The sequence below is a fragment of the Paenimyroides aestuarii genome, assembly GCF_024628805.1.
GTDB lineage: Bacteria > Bacteroidota > Bacteroidia > Flavobacteriales > Flavobacteriaceae > Flavobacterium > Flavobacterium aestuarii_A.
On record NZ_CP102382.1, the window covers coordinates 2,229,340 to 2,249,422 of the forward strand.

Consider the following 20,083-nt stretch of genomic DNA (forward strand, 5'->3'; position numbering starts at 1 on the left):
TCTGAATTAGCTTTTCAATTTACACAATTGACGAGATACTAACATCGTGGGTTCAACTTTTTAAAAAATCGCAGCAGATATTGTTGGATTTTTTTTATAAGTATTAAATATTTATTTCTCAAACAAAGTTTCTAATTTTTTTTCTAATTCCAAGCCTCGTAGATCTTTAGCTATTATTTCCCCTTTCTTATTAAGCAGGATTGTTTTAGGAATAGCAGTTACCTTAAAATTTTTTAGGAGAGGTTCATTCCAGCCACGTAAGTTTGATAACTGTAACCAAGTTAATTGGTCTTTTTCTATGGCTTGAATCCATTTATCTTTTTGTGTATCCAACGAAATACCTATAATATTTAACCCCAGTGTATGATATTGCTTGTAAATCTTTACCAAATTTGGATTTTCTTCTCGACAAGGCATGCACCATGATGACCAAAAATCTATAAGTGTATATTTTTCTCCTAAATTTTCATACAAACTTTGTAGTGTATTATTTGTATCATTCAACGAAAAAGGGGCAACTTTCGCACCTATTTTAACAGATTCATATTCTCTTAAAAACAAAGCTAATTTAATAGCTTTTTCAGTTTTACGTTCGTTTTCATTTAAATTACTATAAAACCGTTCCCAATAAGTATAATCTATCTCTTTAAATACCCCGTTTAACTTTTGGGCAATTAAAATTTTTGAGAAAGCATTATCTTTATTATCATTAATAAAATCAAACTGCATTAATTCAATGCGGTTTTTTACTATTTGTGTTAACCAAAAGTGCTGATTATACGCAGTTCGTTCTTCAATTGTAAAATTAGAAGTGTTTTTAATAAACGGTTTTTGTTTTGATAAGTTTTTAAGCTCTGCTACGAGAGGCGCTATAAATTTTTCGTATTTTGCCAACCCTTCATTGATAGCTGTTCCTTTTATCTTGTAACTTTGATTAGATAGGTCGTAAATTATTTTTGTAGTACCGTTTGTATTATAAAGTTTAAGTACTAATGAGTCTAAATCTGTACTTTCTAAATAAACTAATCTATTGTCATTAGGAATTTTAAACTCAAAATAATTGTTTGTTACTGTGGCGCTATCGGCTTTTATGTAATCATTGTTAGCAAATGTTTTTAGGTAAACCTTAAATGTTTTTTTGTTGTTTTTTATTTTCCCCTGAATGATATGCTGGGCATTTAGCATGCAAGGTATAAGTAATAGTATAAAGTAGAATAGTTTACGCATATTAACAAAAAAAGTCGGTAACAATATACCGACTTTTTCTAATATTTTCACATTAAATTATTTTAAAATTTCTGCGATTTTTGCTTCCAATTCAGCTCCTCGCAAATCTTTTGCTACGATTGTTCCGTTGGCATCTAAGATAAATGTTGCAGGAATTGATTCAACAGCATATTCTTTCGCAATTGGATCTTCCCAAAATTTTAAGTTTGATACATGCATCCAAGCTAATTTATCATCGGCAATTGCTTTCATCCATGCTTCTTTTTCTTTGTCTAATGAAACACCAATTATTTTTAAACCTTTGTCTTTATATTTGTTGTAAAGTGCTACCACGTTTGGATTTTCTTTACGACAAGGTCCACACCATGAAGCCCAAAAATCAATGATTGTTGCCTTACCTAAATTGGCCATTAACGATTCTGTTTTACCATCAGGTGTTGTTGCAGAAAAGTCTGGTGCTTTTTGCCCAACTGCTACTTTTTGCTGTTTTGCCTGCATTTCTTTTTGGTTTGTTTCCATCTTTTTCAAGTTTTCGGCAAACTCTTTTCCTTTTTTCGTTTCTTTAACCGATGCGTCTAAATCGTTGAAATATTTACTGATTTCTTCTGACTTTAAAGCATCAGACATTGCCAATTGCGACAACAACAATAAGGAAATATAAGAATCTTTATTGGTAGTGATGAATTTTTTGTTTTGATCTACATATTTGTCTTGAATTTTTGTCATTTGATCCATTAAAGACTGCATAGTTGCTTGATCGCCTTTTTGCTGTGCTTCCATGAATTTAGCTTGGTTTTGCTTTTGAAAATCCATTATTTCAGTCTGAATTTTGTATGCTTCTTCGTTGTATGATGCAAGTAAATCGTTGTTTTTAGTACCTTTTACTCTTGCATCTTCTGGTTTTGCTTTATCAAAAGTAAATTTAATGTCTCCGCTTTCAACAATAAAAGGTATTGTAAACTGCTGTGGATTTCCTAACTCAATAAAATATAAATCGGTTTCAGGTGTTTTTTCGCTTTTATATTCAAAAACACCACCTTTAATTTCGGTTGAATCAATCTTTGTAAATCCGTTTTCGTCTTGTTTATTAATATAAACTTTTGTTCCGTCTTCCAAACCTTTTACTTCACCTTTAATCGTGTATCCGTCTTTATTACAAGAAACTAAAGCTGCTGCAGTAAAAGCAAGTGCAAATAATTTTTTCATTTAAAATAGTTAATTTAATTCTGTGTAAATGTATAAAATTTAATGTTAATAAAAATAAAATTAATTTATAGAGTTTAAAATTAGCAAAACCCAAGCTGTTAGTAGCATTAAACCTCCAATTGGCGTAATGGGTCCAAGTATTTTAACTTTTTTATTCCATGCACTGCTTATGCAAAGTGCATAGATACTAAAACTAAATAAAACAATTCCTAAAGTTAATGAATAGTATAACAAGGTTTGCAATTTTGTGATATAATTAAGGTTGAAACCTACAATTATTAACAAAATGGCATGATACATTTGATATTTCACACCTGTTTCAAAGTTTTTTAGTTGCTCATTGTTAAAAATCTTTTTTAAAGCATGTGCACCAAAGGCTCCGAAAATAATTCCTAAAGCGCCAAAAACAGCACCGGTTGTTATAAATATATTGGTCATTAGTTCAAGGTTAATTCTCCTAAAATTTCTTCACTCATAAAAGGTCCGCCCGGATATTTTGCGGTATAATCTAAATTTAGCCACACTTGCCCGCGTTCATCTATATGGTAATGTATCGTTTTTCCTTTTGATTCTTTTACAAACAGAACTTCTTTAATTAAATACACAATGTTTTCTAAATCGGCTTTTGTTCCAATTAACATTTCAGGATACATGTGTTCTTTTGTGTGGATTAATCGCGGAGTTCCTCCAATTGCCCGGATAGATGCCGCCATTAAAATAGAGTGATCGTCGCAATCGCCCGAAAAATGCTGTAATGATTCAGAAGCAGTGGCAATATATTCCCGATTTTTGGGATCGTTTACATAGTTCCATTTGTCTTGAATTTCTTTAAAAATGGCAAAACATTGAATAATTTGTCGGTATTCTTTGTATCCTTTGATATTTCTAAAATGTTTAGCAGTTGCACCCACTGCAAAGTTGCGCACTTTGGGATTATCGTATTCTATTGCCTTAATAATTTTTGATTTGTTGGGAAAGGGCAACAGTTTTGATACAATAATGTCTTGTGGATTGGGGTTGTCGCTCATGGCATAAATCATGGAACGGTAATCTTCGAAAACCGACTTAAAACCGTAACCTGTTGATAAAGTGCCAAATAAAAGTACTAGTAAATAGGTAATTATCGCAAAGAACAAAAAGCGTTTAATGTAATGCAAAACATACGTTACAACTGCTGTAATTACTACGAATAATAAAATGCGGTCTAAGTGTATGGGCCATTCTGGATCGATTAAATTTTGATGCAGAATAATGAAAACCGGTATTAAAGTTAAAATAGTCAACAATAAAATTATAATAGTATCCCAAGGCTTAGGTAGGCTAAGCTTATTTAGAGTACGCAATAATTTGATGTTGGCTATTTTCATTAACTATTTTTAAACAACAACTTCAGAATAACTCAATGGTTGGTTTATAATTTTAAACTGTATTAAATCGGCAATAATTTGATTAAATTGCGTTTCTGTTGGTTTTTTTTGCGACCATTTGGTTATTTGCAACCATTGCTGAATATCTTCTAACTTTTGGTTGAAAACACTTGCCAAGGTTTTATCGATACTTGGTATCATTTTAAACTCGGCCGTGGTTTGATTTATGGTTTCTATCAAATTGTTTACCAAAGCTTTGTTTTGGTTGTAAAAATCTTTGCGGGCAACAATCATAAAACATGGCCAGGGAGTGGGGCACACACCAATTCTTCTAAAAACACCTTGATCAACAATGGGTTGCGTCATAAAACGATCCCACATAAAATAATCGGCTGTGTTGTTGGTTAATGCTTCAACAGCACCGCTTAAGGTGTTTATTATTTCGAATGATAGGGAATCGAAACTCCATTTTTGATTGGCTGCATTCACATAAGTCATCAATTCTGAACCAGAACCATAGCGCGAAATGGCTGCTTTTTTTCCATACAAATCATCAACCGTTTGGTAATTGCTCTTCGCGTTTACGTGAATTCCCCATTGCAAAGGCGATTGCACGTAGGTTTGCAAAATAACCGACTCGTTTCCATTGGCAATGTCTTTTAAAATTCCTTCGGTTAAAATCACGGCTAAATCGGTTTCATTTTTGCGCAACATTTCACACATTTTTCCTGTGCCTTCGGGTATATCGGTCCATTGTAAATCAATACCTATTTCATTAAACATTCCTTCATCAATCGTTAATTGCCAAGGAAAATTAAAATGTTCGGGTACGCCAACAATTCTAACGGTTTTCATAAAAAGTTGTAATTAAAAATTAAGTAAATGTACTATTTTAATTTATTATTTAGCACAGTAATCAAGGTTTGATATTTCGATAGCTCAACCAATTCCTCGTTATTTGTGGTAGAATCAATTAAAGAATCGATTAATTCTTGAATTTTTGCAATTCGGTTTTTTGCGAGCAGCGGTTGTTTGGTGGCAATGGCATCGATAATTTCTTGTGTAAGTTGATGTAAATCAGATAGCTTCAAAATTGTTAATTTTATTCTTACAAAAATAAGCTTTCTATATAGTTTATGTATATTTGATTATCAAAATTTATCGTTAAAAAATGGCAAAAAAAATATCGAGTTTAGAAGATTTAGGTGGATTTGTTTTTTCAACCAATAAAGATTTCGATTTTGAACAAAATTCTGAAAATGAAGAAACATTAGCACCCAACAAACAATTATTAGAAGCGCATTTAGACAAGAAAAACCGCGGTGGAAAAGTAGCAACTGTTATAAAAGGTTTTGTAGGATCTACTGATGATTTAAAGGTTTTAGCTAAAGAATTAAAAACCTTGTGTGGTGTGGGTGGAAGTGCAAAAGATGGTGAAATTATTATTCAAGGAAATTTTCGGGATAAAATAATAGATTATCTTAAAAATGAGGGATATAAAGTAAAACGAGTGGGAGGTTGATATGCAAAAGATAAAAGATTCAGAACTTATTTTAAATCCGGATGGCAGCGTTTATCATTTGAATTTAAAACCCCAAGACATTGCCAATGATATTATTTTTGTTGGCGATCAAGATCGGGTAGCATCCATAACAAAATATTTTGATTCGATTGAATTTTCTACACAAAAGCGCGAATTCAAAACCGAAACCGGAATTTATAAAGGCAAGCGGATAACCGTGATTTCAACTGGAATTGGTCCTGATAATATCGATATTGTGCTGAATGAATTAGACGCTTTGGTAAATATCGATTTCGCCACAAAAACAGTAAAACCAAATTTAACCAGTTTAAATATTGTTCGCGTGGGAACTTCAGGTTCCTTGCAAACAGCAATACCTGTTGATTCATTGTTAATGTCGGCATTTGCTATTGGTACAGACAATATGTTGCGCAGTTATGAGCTACAAAATATTCAAAATCAATCCATAGAAAAAGCGTTTGTAAACCACACCAATTGGGATCTTTCTAAAGGTTTGCCTTATGTTATTTCTGCTGATAATGATTTATTGAAGAAATTTCAATCTGATAGAATTTTTGAAGGAATTACCATAACAGCCCCCGGATTTTATGGTGCACAAGGCAGAATTTTACGATTACCCTTGCAAGATGCATTTTTGAATGATAAAATAGATTCGTTTGCTTATAAAGGATTAAAAGCCACCAATTTAGAAATGGAAACCGCTGCAATTTATGGATTAGCAAAACTTTTAGGACACAGAGCATTGTCGTTAAATGCGATTGTTGCCAATCGTAAAAACGGAACTTTTAGCGCTGATCCTTATAAAACGATTGATGCATTGATTTGTTTTACATTAGATCGAATACTCGCATAAAAAAGAGGCTGTCCAAAAAGGGCAGTCTTTTTTTTATGCGGCTAATTTTTGATAGTGAAAATTTTGATGATTATTTTTAGTTGAAGAAAATTCTTGATGCTTAAAAATGAAAATTTCAATTTCAAAAATCATTTTTGAACCTCGTTTTGCGGTTTTTACAACAATTTTCTTAGAAGTCGCTCCTTTAGCCACCATTTTTCTAAAATTATGTCCAAGAGCCATCAGTAGAAATTCTAATTCTACTTTTTCTAATCCTTTGAATGTAAATCTGTTAAATTTATTATTGCTTTTGAGTTGACCAAAGACAGCTTCTACTTCTATCGGGCGTTTGCTTCGGTGTTTTAAACCTTCTTCGCTAGTTAATAATGTTTTAGCCTTGTGTTTTAATTCATTTAATCGGTGGTTGACTTCTATTTTTCGGTTGCCTTTTGCATTGAAACATTCCCCTCGAAGCGGACAATTGTTGCAGTTTTTAGCTTGATAATAAGACACTTGCGATTCGTATCCGTTGCTCGAAATTCGTTTGCCTTTGCCTATATTTTCCATTCGTTGACCCATCGGACAAACGTAAAAATCTTGTTCTTGGTTATAGAATAAATTCTGAACCAAAAACGGATTGTTTTCCATCTTCTTTTTCTGTTCTGCATGAAAATAATTATACTTCACATACGCTGTAACGCTCTTATTTTCAAGCATTTCGTAATTCTCCTCACTTCCGTATCCTGCATCGGCAACCACTTCTTTGCTTTGTTTTTTGTAAGCATTTTCAAAACCTTCCAAATGAGATTCTAAAGTGGTGGTGTCACCAGGTTTTTGATGGATAGAGATGTGTGTAATAAACTGGTTTTCAGTTGAAATCTGCGTATTATAAGCCGGTTTAAGCTGTCCGTTTTTCATGTGATCTTCCTTCATCCGCATAAAAGTAGCGTCGGGGTCGGTTTTGCTGTAAGAATTCCTATCGCCTAAAGTTTCTAGGTCTTTTTCGTATTTTTCTAATTTTGGAAGATGCTCATCCTGAAGTTTTTGTAGCTCTTTTGCCTGTTTTTTGGTAGGTTCTTTTAGTTTTTTGTTCAATTCAGATAACTTCTCTTTTAGTTCTTCGGAATTGATTTTTTTGGGCAGTTCTTCCTTGTTAAGTTCTTGATTATCTGATTGAATACTGTTTTCAATATCTGAAAGAATCGTATTGATTTTAACTTCTAATTTTTCTTTGTACTTTTCCACAGAACCCCGCCAAACGAAGGTGTATTTATTGGATTTTGCCTCTATTTTTGTGCCGTCAATATACTGAATATCAAGGCTGATGTAGCCCAATTCTACCAGCATTTTCACCACTTCGGCAAACAAATCTTTGATTTTCTCCTTCAAAATTTTCCCTCTAAATTCGTTGATGGTTCTAAAATTTGGCGTAGAATTTCCCGAAATGTACATAAAATGAATGTTTTCGGTAAGGGCTTTGGCGATTTTTCTACACGAATAAATGTTGGACAAATAGCTGTAAAACAACACTTTAATCATCATTCTCGGATGATATGCAGAGCAACCTCCGCCTAAGTAAAGATTTGTAATATCGCTGATATCCAATTGATTAACCACCGAATCCACCAACCGAACGGGGTGGTCTTCTGGAATCAAATCAAAAATATTGATAGGGAAAAGTTCTGGAGAGTTGCCTGTTTGATTTTTAAATGTTACCTTAGCCATAGTTGGGTTTTTTGTTCAACTCTAAAATACGAATTTTTTAGAGAAAACACAACAAAAAAAGGGCTGCCCAAACTTTTTGGACAGCCTCTTTGTTTTATTCATCATCGGCAAAACGGGTAATTTCTCTTTCGTAAAATTCACCAGCAAGATCAATTAAACGATCCATTTCTTCTTTAAGTTCTATTTCTTCAGATTCGTCTAATTCCTCTAAAAATTCAATGTTTTCTGTTTCTAAATCAATAATGAATCGGGGATATTCTAAATGTATCACAAATAAATGATCAGGAAAATCGGTGTTATCGGCTAAAACAAATTTTGGTAAATCCATTGCTTAAATTTTTATGTTATTGTTAATATATCTTTTTGACATGAAATGGAAGCGAAGATACGAAAAAATTGCAGCCACGGTTAATCCTGCCAACAATCCATACCAAATACCTTCTGCTTGTAAACGGGTGTATAGTCCTAAATAAACACACAGCGGAAAACCAATTACCCAATAAGATATAAAAGTAATAATCATGGGCAAATTCACGTCTTGCAAGCCTCTTAAAGCGCCCAATGCGGTTACCTGAATACCGTCTGATATTTGAAAAATCGCGGCAATCAGTAATAATTTTCCAGCAATATCAATTACTTCTTGGTTTGTAATTGCTTGGCTAATATCGGTATTATCTAAAAAAAGCAAGGGAATATAGTTGTGAAATAACACAAAAAACAATGCAAAGCCTGAATAAAGAATCAAGGTCATTAACATAATTGATTTGGCAACGGTTTCCATTTTCACATAATCTTTCAAACCTTTTTGATTGCCCACACGTATCATGGCTGCAACGCTCAACCCCGAAGCAAACATAAAAGTCATGGAAGCCATAGACAAAGCAATTTGATTGGCTGCTTGTGAAGAAGTTCCCAACATTCCCGAAAGCCAAACAGCACCTGTGAACAAAGCCACTTCAAATAATGACTGCATCGATGATGGAATACCAATTGCACTAATGTATCTGCTCATTTTTAGGTTGATTTCTTTGAACGCTATTTTTTCTAAATAAATTTTAAAAACAGGTAATTTGTACATGATATATACAAAGTAAACAAGCATTACAACGCGCGAAATTAAAGTGCCATAAGCAGCACCCATTATACCCATTTCGGGGAAAATCCACACACCATATATCAATAGATAATTAAAAAGCACATTTATGATATTGGCTATAATTGTGGCATACATAGAATATTTGGTTTGCGATTTTCCATCGGCAAATTGTTTAAAACCTTGAAAGATTACCAAAGGAACTAGTGATAACGCAACGATATCTAAAAATGGTTTAGACATTTGTGCTACTTCAGCTGGCTGATTCATCAAATCAATAAAAGGTTTGAAGAAATACAAAAGCGCAAACAAAATCAATCCTAAAACGGTGCATAGAAACACTCCGTTTATAAAAACAGATCTACCTTTAGCGGTGTCATTTTCAGTGTCGGCTGCAGCAACCAATGGAGTGATTGCAGAAGAAAATCCCACGCCAATTGATAACGCAATAAACACAAAACTATTTGCAAGCGAAGCCGCTGCCAGTTGAGTAGCGCCAATTTTCCCAACCATAATATTGTCTATAATTCCAACAATGGTGTGGCCAAGCATCGCCAAAATTATTGGGTAAGCCAATTTAAAGTTATAGCCAAATTCTTGTGTGTACTTTTTAAGCGTCATTCCATTTTTTTTTGCAAAGATAGGCACTCGTTGGCACAACATTTGTTGCTATTGCCTAAAAAAATAAAAATAGTATGAAAAAAGTTCTTTTAACAACAGCAACAACTTTATTTTTAAGCGCAATGGCCTTTAGCCAAACCAATTACAACAGAGGTTTTAGATTAGGTTTTGGGCTAAATGGCGGATTTCCCACAGACGGAGCCTATGATGGAAGTGTGGGAATAGACGTGCGTACACAATATGATATGAGCAGAAAAACATCATTAACACTCACATCGGGTTACACACATTTATTTACAGAACCAGAAGATGTTGGTTTTATCCCTGCAAAATTAGGTGTAAAGTATTTTTTTGGAAATCAATTTTATGCGATGGGTGAAGCGGGTGCAGCTTTTGGTGTAAACGGTAATCTTGATAATTCTTTAATATTGGCACCAGTTTTTGGTTTTGCCAATAAATATTTAGATGCCAGCTTGCGATACGAACATTACAGCGACTACGAAACCGATCAAATTGCATTAAGATTGGCGTATGGATTTAGTTTAAAGAAGAAAAAGTAGTATATTTGAAATAAAAATCAAATGAAAAGAATCATATTTTTAGCAATCGTTTTAATGTTTAATTTAGGAATTATGTCGTGTGTATGTTCTCAAAATAAGTTCGATTCGCAGAAAGCAACATCCGAACAAATAAAAAATACATTAAACAATACTTCTTGGGTTTTGAAGCGATTAGATGTTCAAAATCGTGATTTTGTTCCAACCGATGAGCAAAAAGAATTGGTGTTGTCTTTTAATGACAACTACTACAGCTCTAGTGATGGCTGTAATGGACAAGGTGGCGAATTTAATATCACAGACAATAAAGTGAGCTTTGATAAAGGCATGTCAACCATGCGCTATTGCGGTGATGAAATGAAACATTTAATATACAGTGTACCTTTTGGAAGTGTAAAATCGATCCAAATAAAAAAAGACGAATTACAACTGTTAGATGCCGAAAAAAATGTGATTGCTACTTATCTAAAGAAAAACGCATAATTGAAAGGTATATTTTGTGAAAAAGCTGTTCAAATTTTGGACAGCTTTTTTTTGTTTGTAATAAATACGAAATCAATATTATTTTAATAGAAGTTTATTTAACTTTACACTTATTGAAAATTTAAAACCATGTTTCAAAACAATACAATTTCAATAAACGAAATACCCACATATCAAGAGGTGGAAACACAGCCATTGCATCACAATTACAGAAAAATAGTATGGCTAAATTCCTTGATTATTTTGTTTTTAGGCGCGGCTGGTGCTACGGCTCTTTTTTTTATTTTTGAGGAAGTAGAAAAGTGGTATTTCATTAGTGGAATCCTATTTATCTGTTTGCTTTTGGCTATATTTCCCTTAATTTCCTACAAAAAGAAACGATATGCCTTTCGCCAGCATGATGTCATCTTTAAAAAAGGTTTAATTTTTAAAAACACCCACATTTCGCCTTATATTCGCTTGCAACACGTAGTGATTAAACAAGGATGGTATGCAAAAAAATTAGGTTTGGCAACATTGGCTCTATACACTGCTGCAAACAATTTTTCAGATATATCTATTCCTGGGCTCACATTGGAAGAAGCAGAGCGTTGGAAAAGTTTTTTAATGAATCGAATGGAAGATTTAAACAATGAGTCAGAAAACGAACTATAATTTTAATCAACCTAATAAATTAGACCGCAAAGCCTTGTTTTTGGTTTTAGCAACCTCTTTGTGGACTGTTGTTCGGGCATCGTGGCCCATTTTAGCCATCATGTTTGTTAGAAAAGGAGAAAAAAGCTGGTATTTATTGGCAGGAATTGCTGTAATTACGTTTTTTACTTTTCTAAGAAAATTGGTCGATTTTTTTTATTTTTCTTATGAAGTTGTTCATAATGAATTGATTATAAAAAAAGGTTGGCTAAGCAAATCAACTACAGTTGTGAGTTTAGATAAAATTCACGAAGTAAATCTAAACCAGAAATTTGTGCATAAATTAGTTGGTTTGTATTTGATAAGTATTGACACAGCCGGAAGCTCTAAAACCGAAATTGAAATCAATGGTGTTGATTATAAAAAGGCTTTAGCATTTAAAGAAGTAATTACAAACTACGAATCAACCGAAGTGTCAACAATTCATGATTTTGATACGGATGAATCATCTGAAGAAGCTACAAAAAATCAAGCTAATACAATATCAAACACCATAAAAATTGGTTTGCCAAGTCTTATAAAAATTGGTCTAACACGCAATTATTTCCAAACTTTAGGTTTAATGTTTGCATTTTCTTTTCAAATTATAGACCAGTTGCAAGATCTTTTTTACATAGATAACAACACGACGGTTTACGATGATATTTTTGATGCTTCCTACGAGCAATATATTGGTTTTGTGGGCGTGCTCATGATTTTAGCGCTCATTGTTTTAATTGTTCTTTTTAATTTAGGACGCACCTTGCTCACTTATTACAATTACCAAATCAATTTTAAAAAACAAAACATCACAGCATCTTATGGTTTAACCGATTCGCATATTGTATCCGTAAAATCAAGCAAGGTGCAAATGTTTTTGTTTCAGCAAAATTATTTTCAAAGGCTCATGAATCTCTTTGAAGTAAAAATAAAACAAGTTGCATCAACAGAAGATAATAAAAATAAAAAAGGATTGATTATTCCTGGAGCTAACTTTTTTGAATTAAACGCATTATTTCACGTTATTTTTAGCAAAAATTTGTTAGATAACCAGCAATTTTTCAAACCGAATAAACGGGTTTTGCTTTTAAAAGTGTTGTGGCTGTGCTTACCTGTTTTCATTGCTATGGGAGTGTTATATGCAACCGATTCTTTGTATTATTCATGGGTGGTGGTTCTTGCTTTTTTTGCAATTTATCTATTGATGTATCTGGGCTACAAAAACGAAAAATTGATGTATCACGATGATTTTATCGTTCTAAAAAAAGGTGTTTGGGATATTGCTACCATTTATCTGCCTATCTATAAAATTCAAAAAGTTTCTATTTCACAAAGTTATTTTCAAGAAAAAAACCAAATAGGTTCACTAAATTTGCATACTGCTGGCGGAACGGTGACGTTGTTTTATTACGATTTCACACTGTTGCAACAAATGGCAAATGAAATTCTTTACAAAATAGAAAAAAATAAACATTCATGGATGTGACAACGAGTGAAGAAACCGTTTTTATACAAACATCAAAGCTTTATTACAAGAAATGGTCGGTTGAAAACCCTCGAAAAACCATTGTTTTATTGCACGATTCGCTAGGTTGCACCGTTTTGTGGAGGGAATGGCCAGAGGAATTGGCAATGGCTTTGAATTGTAATGTGATTTCTTATGACCGACGAGGTTACGGCAAATCGGAAAATTATACCATAAAACGACCTATAGATTATTTGGAGCAAGAAGCGGTTATTCTGAATGATTTGTTGCAGTATTGGCAAGTGGAACAACCTGTTTTGTTTGGTTTTTCAGATGGAGCATCGGTGGCAACAATTTATGCCGGAATGTATCCACAGAATACAACATTGTTGATTGTTGAAGGAGTTCACGTGCGGATTGAAAAAGAAACTTTGCAAGGTGTTCGCGAAGCAGAAGAAATGTTACACAACACACAAATTGCAAAGGCTTTACAAAAATACCACGGTGATAAAGTATATGATTTATACTACGCTTGGACCAAAACGTGGCTTTCTAATGCGCATCAAAGTTGGAATATCGAGCATTTTATTCCCCGCATCACAGTCCCAATTTTGGTTATTCAAGGCGAATTAGATGAATTTGGTTCTATGAATCAGGTCAATGCATTTGATAATGCTTCGGGAGTTGTTCAAAAATGTATTGTTTCAGGTGCCAAACACACCGCACATAAAGAAGAAAAAGCATTTGTTTTTTCTACTATCACTCAATTTGTAAACACACATATTCATGAAAAAATGGATTAAAGCTGCACGTTTGCGTACGTTGCCATTGTCGGTTTCCGGTATTATTTTGGGCAGTGCATGTGCTTATCACGCCGTTCCATCTCACGCTTCGTTTTGGTTAATTTTTGGATTGTGTTTGCTAACCACGTTGTTTTTTCAGGTGCTTTCTAACTATGCCAACGATTATGGCGATGCAGTGAAAGGTACCGATAACGATAATAGAGTAGGACCCAAAAGAGCCATTCAAAGCGGCGAAATATCCAAACAAGCTATGAAAAAAGCGATTATAATCACTTCGGTATTGGCTTTGCTTTCATCGGTGGCTGTAATCTATTGTTCGTTTGGCAAGGAACAGTTTTTTGAAGCAATAATTTATTTGGTTTTGGCTGTGGCATGCATTGGTGCTGCTATAAAATATACAGTTGGCTCGTCTGCTTATGGTTATCGTGGATTGGGCGATGTGTTTGTGTTTGTTTTTTTTGGATTGGTAAGCACTTTAGGGGTGTATTATTTATATATGCATAGCATCGATTTAAAAATATTGTTTCCAGCAATTGCAATTGGCTTGCTAAGTACAGCTGTATTAAACATGAATAATATGCGCGATATTGAAAACGATGCCGCCATGAATAAAAACACACTTGTAGTGAAAATGGGATATGCAAAAGCTAAAAATTACCACTTTTTTTTAATCATTACTGCTGTTATTGCGTTCAATATTTTTGCTTTTGGAACCTTCACAAAATGGTATCAGTTTGCATATGTTTTGGCATTGATTCCGCTGTTTAAAAATATAGACATTGTGGGAAAAACAAAAAATCCTCGAAAGTTAGATCCCGAATTAAAACGCATTGCACTCACTACTTTTTTTGTATCTTTATTATTCTCAATTGCAATCATTTTAAATTAAAACTATGAAAATAACGTATTACGGACATGCGTCCTTAGGAATCGAAATAAACGACATTCATATTATTGTAGATCCTTTTATTTCGGCAAACGAATTGGCAAAACATATTGATGTAAACTCTTTAAAGGCCCATTATATCTTAATTACACATGCACACGGCGATCATATTTTAGATGTAGAAACTATTGCAAAAAATACAGGTGCAACGATTGTGTCAAATGCAGAGATTGCAGGGTATTACGAAGCAAAAGGTTTTAAAGCACATCCAATGAATCACGGGGGAAGCTGGGATTTTGATTTTGGACGCGTAAAATATGTAAATGCCATTCATTCAAGTAGTTTTCCCGATGGAACTTATGGCGGACAACCTGGAGGATTTGTAATTGAAGCCGATAATAAAAATTTATATATTGCCGGTGACACCGCGTTGACTTACGATTTGAAGCTGGTTTCTATGCGAAATCCGTTAGATTTAGCCATTTTGCCAATAGGAAGCAACTTTACAATGGATGTTGACGACGCTGCTGTGGCTGCTGAATTTCTAGATGTAACCAAAGTGTTAGGCTATCATTATGATACTTTTGGATACATTAAAATCGATCACGAAGTGGCAAAACAAAAATTCGCAAACAAACACAAAGAACTGATTTTATTGCCTGTGGGTGATTCAATTGAAATATAAAAGAAACCCTGATTTTTTCAGGGTATTTTTTTGAAAACTAATGATATATTTTCCATGAAAGCAACATTTAAAAAATACCTATTAAACTTTAAACAAGCATCGGGAACATCAAGAGGTGTGATGCATACAAAGGAGACTTATTTTTTAATTATTCAAGATGATGGTAAAATCGGAATAGGTGAGTGCGGTTTGTTTAGAGGATTGAGTTATGACGACCGATTGGATTATTCAGACAAAATGCAATGGGTGTGCGATCATATTCATTTAGGTGTAGATGCGCTTTGGAATGAATTACGAGAGTGGCCTTCTATTCAATTTGGAGTGGAGCAAGCGTTTTTGTCGTTGCAAAGTAATCACCCTTTTGTTTTATTTCCAAGTTTGTTTACCGAAAGTAAAAAAGCCATCTCTATAAATGGTTTGGTTTGGATGGGTACTCCTGAATTTATGCAGCAACAAATTCAAGATAAAATTGCAAACGGATTTAAGTGCATTAAAATTAAAATCGGAGCCATTGATTTTGAAGAAGAAATGAATTTATTAGCCGGTATCAGAACCCATTTTACGCCCGAAATGATTGAAATTAGGGTTGATGCTAATGGTGGTTTTAGTAAAAGTGAAGCTTTAAATAAATTAATACAATTATCTGAATACAAAATACATAGTATTGAACAACCAATTAAACAGAAGCAATATGACAGTATGGCAGATTTGTGCAAAACTACACCTGTTCCAATTGCGTTGGATGAAGAATTAATTGGTGTGACAAAAGTGAACGATAAAGAAAATCTATTGCTTAAAATCAAGCCAAAATACATCATTTTGAAGCCTAGTTTAGTAGGTGGTTTTAAAGGTACAAAAGAATGGATCGAAATTGCCGAACGTTTAGGTATTGGTTGGTGGATTACATCAGCTTTAGAAAGCAATATTGGTTTAAATGCAATTGCTCAATTTACTTTTACGTTAGAAAACAAAATGCCACAAGGTTTAGGAACGGGCGGTTTGTTTACCAATAATTTTGAAAGTAATTTATATGTAAAAAACGGACATTTGTGGTTTGATGATGCAATTGATGTTTCTATCGAAAACATCTTAAATCAATTAAAAAAGGAATAGTTTTTTTGCACCTAATTACGCAATATAAAGAAGTAATGTGCTTTCTGTTTCGCTGGTTGTTGATTCAAAGTAAATAGTTCGATCTTTTAAAAAGCTGATTTGTTCTTTATTTAAGACTATAGGTTTGCTTAGCCAAATTTTGTAGATGGTTTTGTGGTTTTTCTTATAAATGGATAGAAAACATGTTAGATTTTCTTTAAACTTCACACGATCGATGAATTTGCGGGTAAAAAGTGTAATGCGCAACAAAGTTTTAAACTCCACGTCGTTTAAAATAATTTTATGATCGATAAATGTTTCTATCTTTATAAAATCTGAATAATGGTTTTTAATATCGTTGATGATGTAATTAAGATCCACAATATGGTATTCAGTAGCCGAAATGATGTGAGAAATACGGCGCGATTCGTCTTCAATCTCCTTAATTTTATTCTGTAAAAGGGTTAAATCGGGCTGGGGATCGTTAAAATAAATCATTAAATCATCTATTTTACTAATGGCTTTGGTATAGATGAGCTGCTTGGTGTTGTTGTTTTCTTTTAAAATAGACGCATCCATTTGTTCTTTAATATCAATCAGATATTTATACATTTTTGTTTTTTCATCTAAATAATCCCGGTGTTTGCGCGCCAATTGTTTCATATTTACGTTTCGGTAAATAAAATAATAAAGCACCATGGAAAACAGCACCAAAAAGGTAAAAGCTATGATATTCAAATTGCGTTTTTGAATGTTTTGTTGTTCTGATTTTAATGAAAACGTGTTTGAATTATTACTGAAAATAAAATCATCAATGTAGTTTTTATAGGAAAGCAGCGAATCGTTCATTTTTATATAGTCTGCCATATATTTTTTCGAAAGCGCTTTGTCTGTCACGATTAGCTGCTCTAAAATGTGGTGTTCATACATGAAATTGTTGGTTTCGCGACTAATTTCCAATGCTTTCAAATAATTGCTGTAAACGGAATCTTTTGTTTCTAGCTTTTGAAAGTATTTTGCTTTTAAATAGTAATACAAAGCTTCGGTTTCTTTGGTGGGAATAGAGGCTAAATGTGCTTTGTATAGATCAAAATCTTTTTGAATACGGGCATCGGGATTGTTTATTTTTGCAAAAATGGTGTAGAATAAATTGGTGAAAAAAACATCTTCGCTGGTGCGTTTTTCCTTTAATAACTGCTCAATTCGTTGGCCGGTGCGCATAACTACATCATCATGCTGTGCTTTTCGCATTAAAAATTTACTGGTTTCGCTGGTTAAATAGTTTTCTAAAAATGGATTTTTATCTAAAATTTCATCAAAAGAAGCTTTGTTTTCTATATAAAACTGCATTTTTTGGTTGTAATCCAATGAATCATGCTGTTGTAAAAGCGGCAAACTAAAAACATCTACATACAATTTTTGCAGTTGTTTATCTTTCAGCCTTAAAGTTTCGGCTTTTTCAAGCTCGATTCTAGACTGGGTTAAAAGTTCTAAACGGTTGGTAATCGCAACTTTTCTTATGGAGTTAAAAAAGCGTTTTTCGTTGTTGTTTTTAAACAAATTGTGAGCCAGGGTTAAGTAATAATAAGCACTGTCGTACTTGGTATTTTTAACCAAATAATCGCTGTACAGTTGATGGTTAATACCCAACAAAATGCTATCACCTTCTTGCTTATATAAAGAGTGTAATTTTTTTAAATTGTTTGGATGCGCAGCATATTCCTTGTTGTATTTTTTGCGCATAGTGATGCTATCAATTTTGTAATTGCCGGTATAATGCACTTTTTTCTCTCTGCAATTACTCAGCATTGCAAGCATTCCTACAAATATAAATACTTTAATGAATTGGTGCATGGCTTAAAATTTAACAGTTATAATAAATCGCATACCGTTATTATTTTCCATTTTAAAATCGGCATCAATTTCTTTTAAGCGGTTAGAAATATTGCTTATTCCCAAACCTTTCTTGGCAGTTTTTGTAAAACCTTTACCGTTGTCGGTTACAACTAACCTTACATGTTCGCCTTCTTTAAAAATCTGAATTTTTGCTTTAGTTGCCGAAGAATGTTTGTGAATATTTTGCAGTAATTCCTGCAATACCCGATACAAATGAAAGCGCACTTTTGGATGCGTTTTGAACCATTCTATGGATTGATCAAACTCATATTGAAAAGAAATAAAGTTATTTGGTTGATTTTCAATTAATTCAATCAGCATTTTGTGAAATGAATCTTTTTCAAACAAATTGTTTATTTCGCTGTAATTGTCACAAATTCCGATCAAGGTTTTTTTTACATCTAGTAGGGTATTTGCAGCAACAGCCAAGCTATTGGGATTCATATAATCTTTATGCAAAGAAAAACGGGTCGAAAATAATTTGTTCACGATATTATCATGCAATTCCATGAAAATCTGCTTTTTGCTTTCATTCAACTTGTTTTCAATTGCATTTTTATAGTTCAATGTAACTTCCAATGCTTGGGTATCTTGTTCGATATAATTATTTTTTAGTTTAATTTTCTTTAGATTTATCTTTTGTATAATGTTGAAAATCACTAATAAAACCAAGAGCGAAACCGTTAAAATGGTGGCAACCACAAAATATATTTCTCGTTTCAATTGTGCATTTTTTCGAAGCAATACATGGTTTTCATAAACCACTTTTTGGTTCACCAATAATTTTTGATCGTTTTCTTTTTTAATTTTTCCAACCACATCCAAATAATGTTGATTAATGGCAACCGAACACGAATCTGATTGTTGAATCAATTGTTCTAAAACGCGTTTTTCTAAAAATACATTTTGATATTTTTCCTTATTTTCAATCAAAAGATTTTTTTGAAATTCTTTTGCCGCCGCGGTATCTTTCTTAATTTTTACGAGGTAATCACCGATAACAGTGTAATTTAATTGCAATACCGGAATGCTGAACAAAAATTCTTTTTCGTTTTTTAACTGGCTCAAATAAAAATCTAAGCTGTCTAAATCGTTGGCTTCAATTTTATGTAAAATTAAATTATGCAACGTATTCAGTTGATGAATTTTTCTATTTTTACCACTGCTTTTACTGTTGACATGATATGTTAAGGCTAATTTTTTTATGGTTTGGGTGTAATCGGTAGTTCCAATTTTACTTTCCACCACCGCAAAATGATTGGCATATCGGCTTTCAATGAGTTTAATTTTTTCTGGATGAATCAGCTTTGTATTGAAATATTCAGCTACATCTTCATAATTTTTAAGCGCTTTAAAAGCTTCTTGAAATTTTTTTTGTTGCCAATGAATGGTACTGATTAAAAGTAGGGTAGAGGCTTTCTCAAAAGCATATTCATTGTTATTAGTACCCAAGTTTTCAATGGCTTTGTAGGCATAATTTTCCGCCAACTGAAAATATTGCAAATAAAAATAATATTCAGCAATCAAATAATTAGTTAGATAGGCATCATAAAGCGAATTGTTGTTTTCAAAATAATTTGCCGCACTGAACAGCGTTTTGTAGCGTTCTTTACTTACAGAGTGGTGCGCTGTTAAGGCTATTTGTAGATTATTTGCCCGAAATATTGCAAGTGAATCAGATTTTTTGAAAGCTGTTTTTTCAAAATAATTTATTTTTAAGGCGGCATTTTTTGAATTTTCAGCAAAGTTGATATCATATAATAAATCATAATACAAATCATCTAACGAAAAATCGGTATAGTTTTTATTGGTGATTTGCGTGTGAATTTTTACATGGTCATACACATTGGGTTGCTTTTTACAAGAAAAAACAACAATTAATAAAATTACCGTTGCAATAAAACGAACTATACGCACCTTACCAATTTTA

At 32.9% G+C, this 20,083-nt stretch carries 20 protein-coding genes and 1 pseudogene; 10 read left to right on the forward strand and 11 right to left on the reverse strand.

The features are described 5' to 3' along the window. Positions 1–111 precede the first annotated feature (111 nt). Genes NPX36_RS10810 through NPX36_RS10835 form a run of 6 tightly spaced genes read right to left on the reverse strand, consistent with a single transcriptional unit; the run spans position 112 to position 4,891 of the window. A complete protein-coding gene (locus tag NPX36_RS10810; protein WP_257498714.1) occupies positions 112–1,278 on the reverse strand; it encodes a TlpA disulfide reductase family protein in 1,167 nt (388 codons plus the stop codon). 6 nt (positions 1,279–1,284) lie between these two features. After that, a complete protein-coding gene (locus NPX36_RS10815; protein ID WP_257498715.1) occupies positions 1,285–2,433 on the reverse strand; it encodes a TlpA disulfide reductase family protein in 1,149 nt (382 codons plus the stop codon). 60 nt (positions 2,434–2,493) lie between these two features. Continuing rightward, on the reverse strand, positions 2,494–2,871 hold the full coding sequence (locus NPX36_RS10820; RefSeq protein ID WP_257498716.1) for a DUF423 domain-containing protein: 378 nt from the start codon (positions 2,869–2,871) through the stop codon (positions 2,494–2,496). Next, positions 2,871–3,800 carry a transglutaminase domain-containing protein gene (locus NPX36_RS10825; protein ID WP_257498717.1) on the reverse strand — a complete coding sequence of 310 codons (930 nt, stop codon included), beginning with the start codon at positions 3,798–3,800 and terminating at the stop codon, positions 2,871–2,873. Before NPX36_RS10825 ends, NPX36_RS10820 begins: the two co-directional genes overlap by 1 nt. Positions 3,801–3,809: 9 nt before the next feature. Continuing rightward, on the reverse strand, positions 3,810–4,655 hold the full coding sequence (locus NPX36_RS10830) for a substrate-binding domain-containing protein (protein ID WP_257498718.1): 846 nt from the start codon (positions 4,653–4,655) through the stop codon (positions 3,810–3,812). Between the two features lie 32 nt (positions 4,656–4,687). Further along, the gene (locus NPX36_RS10835) at positions 4,688–4,891 is read right to left on the reverse strand and encodes a hypothetical protein (RefSeq protein WP_257498719.1); all 204 of its coding nucleotides are present in this window, start codon (positions 4,889–4,891) and stop codon (positions 4,688–4,690) included. A gap of 80 nt (positions 4,892–4,971) precedes the next feature. On the opposite strand from NPX36_RS10835, the gene NPX36_RS10840 reads away from it, so the two are divergent. Both NPX36_RS10840 and NPX36_RS10845 read left to right on the forward strand, forming a co-directional pair. Next, a complete protein-coding gene (locus NPX36_RS10840) occupies positions 4,972–5,322 on the forward strand; it encodes a translation initiation factor (RefSeq protein ID WP_257498720.1) in 351 nt (116 codons plus the stop codon). 1 nt (position 5,323) lies between these two features. Further along, positions 5,324–6,196, forward strand: coding sequence for a nucleoside phosphorylase (locus tag NPX36_RS10845; protein WP_257498721.1), 873 nt, complete (start codon positions 5,324–5,326; stop codon positions 6,194–6,196). Positions 6,197–6,325: 129 nt separating this feature from the next. Here NPX36_RS10845 and NPX36_RS10850 read toward each other — a convergent pair. The 3 genes and pseudogenes from NPX36_RS10850 to NPX36_RS10860 form a co-directional block, all read right to left on the reverse strand. Next, positions 6,326–7,900, reverse strand: a pseudogene (locus tag NPX36_RS10850) (IS1182 family transposase); the annotation flags it as partial. Between the two features lie 94 nt (positions 7,901–7,994). After that, positions 7,995–8,228: a hypothetical protein gene (locus NPX36_RS10855; protein WP_257498722.1), complete on the reverse strand. Its 234-nt coding sequence runs from the start codon at positions 8,226–8,228 to the stop codon at positions 7,995–7,997. Positions 8,229–8,231: 3 nt separating this feature from the next. Continuing rightward, the gene (locus NPX36_RS10860; RefSeq protein ID WP_257498723.1) at positions 8,232–9,614 is read right to left on the reverse strand and encodes an MATE family efflux transporter; all 1,383 of its coding nucleotides are present in this window, start codon (positions 9,612–9,614) and stop codon (positions 8,232–8,234) included. A 74-nt stretch (positions 9,615–9,688) separates the two neighbouring features. Here NPX36_RS10860 and NPX36_RS10865 point away from each other — a divergent pair, with 74 nt between their 5' ends. From NPX36_RS10865 to NPX36_RS10900, 8 genes are all read left to right on the forward strand, one after another. Next, positions 9,689–10,174 carry a hypothetical protein gene (locus NPX36_RS10865; RefSeq protein ID WP_257498724.1) on the forward strand — a complete coding sequence of 162 codons (486 nt, stop codon included), beginning with the start codon at positions 9,689–9,691 and terminating at the stop codon, positions 10,172–10,174. A 21-nt stretch (positions 10,175–10,195) separates the two neighbouring features. Continuing rightward, positions 10,196–10,654, forward strand: coding sequence for an META domain-containing protein (locus tag NPX36_RS10870; protein ID WP_257498725.1), 459 nt, complete (start codon positions 10,196–10,198; stop codon positions 10,652–10,654). Between the two features lie 129 nt (positions 10,655–10,783). Then, complete coding sequence (locus tag NPX36_RS10875) at positions 10,784–11,308, forward strand: PH domain-containing protein (RefSeq protein WP_257498726.1); 525 nt, start codon at positions 10,784–10,786, stop codon at positions 11,306–11,308. Continuing rightward, the gene (locus NPX36_RS10880; RefSeq protein WP_257498728.1) at positions 11,286–12,812 is read left to right on the forward strand and encodes a PH domain-containing protein; all 1,527 of its coding nucleotides are present in this window, start codon (positions 11,286–11,288) and stop codon (positions 12,810–12,812) included. The genes NPX36_RS10875 and NPX36_RS10880 overlap by 23 nt, the downstream gene beginning before the upstream one ends. After that, complete coding sequence (locus tag NPX36_RS10885) at positions 12,803–13,594, forward strand: alpha/beta fold hydrolase (RefSeq protein ID WP_257498730.1); 792 nt, start codon at positions 12,803–12,805, stop codon at positions 13,592–13,594. The genes NPX36_RS10880 and NPX36_RS10885 overlap by 10 nt, the downstream gene beginning before the upstream one ends. Further along, the gene (locus NPX36_RS10890) at positions 13,578–14,483 is read left to right on the forward strand and encodes a 1,4-dihydroxy-2-naphthoate polyprenyltransferase (protein ID WP_257498731.1); all 906 of its coding nucleotides are present in this window, start codon (positions 13,578–13,580) and stop codon (positions 14,481–14,483) included. Before NPX36_RS10885 ends, NPX36_RS10890 begins: the two co-directional genes overlap by 17 nt. A 4-nt stretch (positions 14,484–14,487) precedes the next feature. Continuing rightward, positions 14,488–15,165, forward strand: coding sequence for a metal-dependent hydrolase (locus NPX36_RS10895; protein WP_257498732.1), 678 nt, complete (start codon positions 14,488–14,490; stop codon positions 15,163–15,165). A 54-nt stretch (positions 15,166–15,219) separates the two neighbouring features. After that, positions 15,220–16,278: an o-succinylbenzoate synthase gene (locus NPX36_RS10900; RefSeq protein ID WP_257498733.1), complete on the forward strand. Its 1,059-nt coding sequence runs from the start codon at positions 15,220–15,222 to the stop codon at positions 16,276–16,278. Positions 16,279–16,293: 15 nt separating this feature from the next. Here the strand turns inward: NPX36_RS10900 and NPX36_RS10905 are convergent, their stop codons facing one another. Continuing rightward, positions 16,294–18,111, reverse strand: coding sequence for a hypothetical protein (locus tag NPX36_RS10905; RefSeq protein WP_257498735.1), 1,818 nt, complete (start codon positions 18,109–18,111; stop codon positions 16,294–16,296). Between the two features lie 3 nt (positions 18,112–18,114). Further along, complete coding sequence (locus NPX36_RS10910) at positions 18,115–20,070, reverse strand: sensor histidine kinase (RefSeq protein WP_257498736.1); 1,956 nt, start codon at positions 20,068–20,070, stop codon at positions 18,115–18,117. Positions 20,071–20,083 lie beyond the last annotated feature (13 nt).

Excerpts from the sequence above, each read along its gene's own strand:
- NPX36_RS10815 (WP_257498715.1), bottom strand. The coding sequence starts at position 2,433 with ATGAAAAAATTATTTGCACTTGCTTTTACTGCAGCAGCTTTAGTTTCT.
- NPX36_RS10820 (WP_257498716.1), bottom strand. The coding sequence starts at position 2,871 with ATGACCAATATATTTATAACAACCGGTGCTGTTTTTGGCGCTTTAGGA.
- NPX36_RS10825 (WP_257498717.1), bottom strand. The coding sequence starts at position 3,800 with ATGAAAATAGCCAACATCAAATTATTGCGTACTCTAAATAAGCTTAGC.
- NPX36_RS10830 (WP_257498718.1), bottom strand. The coding sequence starts at position 4,655 with ATGAAAACCGTTAGAATTGTTGGCGTACCCGAACATTTTAATTTTCCT.
- NPX36_RS10840 (WP_257498720.1), top strand. The coding sequence starts at position 4,972 with ATGGCAAAAAAAATATCGAGTTTAGAAGATTTAGGTGGATTTGTTTTT.
- NPX36_RS10845 (WP_257498721.1), top strand. The coding sequence starts at position 5,324 with ATGCAAAAGATAAAAGATTCAGAACTTATTTTAAATCCGGATGGCAGC.
- NPX36_RS10855 (WP_257498722.1), bottom strand. The coding sequence starts at position 8,228 with ATGGATTTACCAAAATTTGTTTTAGCCGATAACACCGATTTTCCTGAT.
- NPX36_RS10860 (WP_257498723.1), bottom strand. The coding sequence starts at position 9,614 with ATGACGCTTAAAAAGTACACACAAGAATTTGGCTATAACTTTAAATTG.
- NPX36_RS10865 (WP_257498724.1), top strand. The coding sequence starts at position 9,689 with ATGAAAAAAGTTCTTTTAACAACAGCAACAACTTTATTTTTAAGCGCA.
- NPX36_RS10870 (WP_257498725.1), top strand. The coding sequence starts at position 10,196 with ATGAAAAGAATCATATTTTTAGCAATCGTTTTAATGTTTAATTTAGGA.
- NPX36_RS10875 (WP_257498726.1), top strand. The coding sequence starts at position 10,784 with ATGTTTCAAAACAATACAATTTCAATAAACGAAATACCCACATATCAA.
- NPX36_RS10880 (WP_257498728.1), top strand. The coding sequence starts at position 11,286 with ATGAGTCAGAAAACGAACTATAATTTTAATCAACCTAATAAATTAGAC.
- NPX36_RS10885 (WP_257498730.1), top strand. The coding sequence starts at position 12,803 with ATGGATGTGACAACGAGTGAAGAAACCGTTTTTATACAAACATCAAAG.
- NPX36_RS10890 (WP_257498731.1), top strand. The coding sequence starts at position 13,578 with ATGAAAAAATGGATTAAAGCTGCACGTTTGCGTACGTTGCCATTGTCG.
- NPX36_RS10895 (WP_257498732.1), top strand. The coding sequence starts at position 14,488 with ATGAAAATAACGTATTACGGACATGCGTCCTTAGGAATCGAAATAAAC.
- NPX36_RS10900 (WP_257498733.1), top strand. The coding sequence starts at position 15,220 with ATGAAAGCAACATTTAAAAAATACCTATTAAACTTTAAACAAGCATCG.
- NPX36_RS10905 (WP_257498735.1), bottom strand. The coding sequence starts at position 18,111 with ATGCACCAATTCATTAAAGTATTTATATTTGTAGGAATGCTTGCAATG.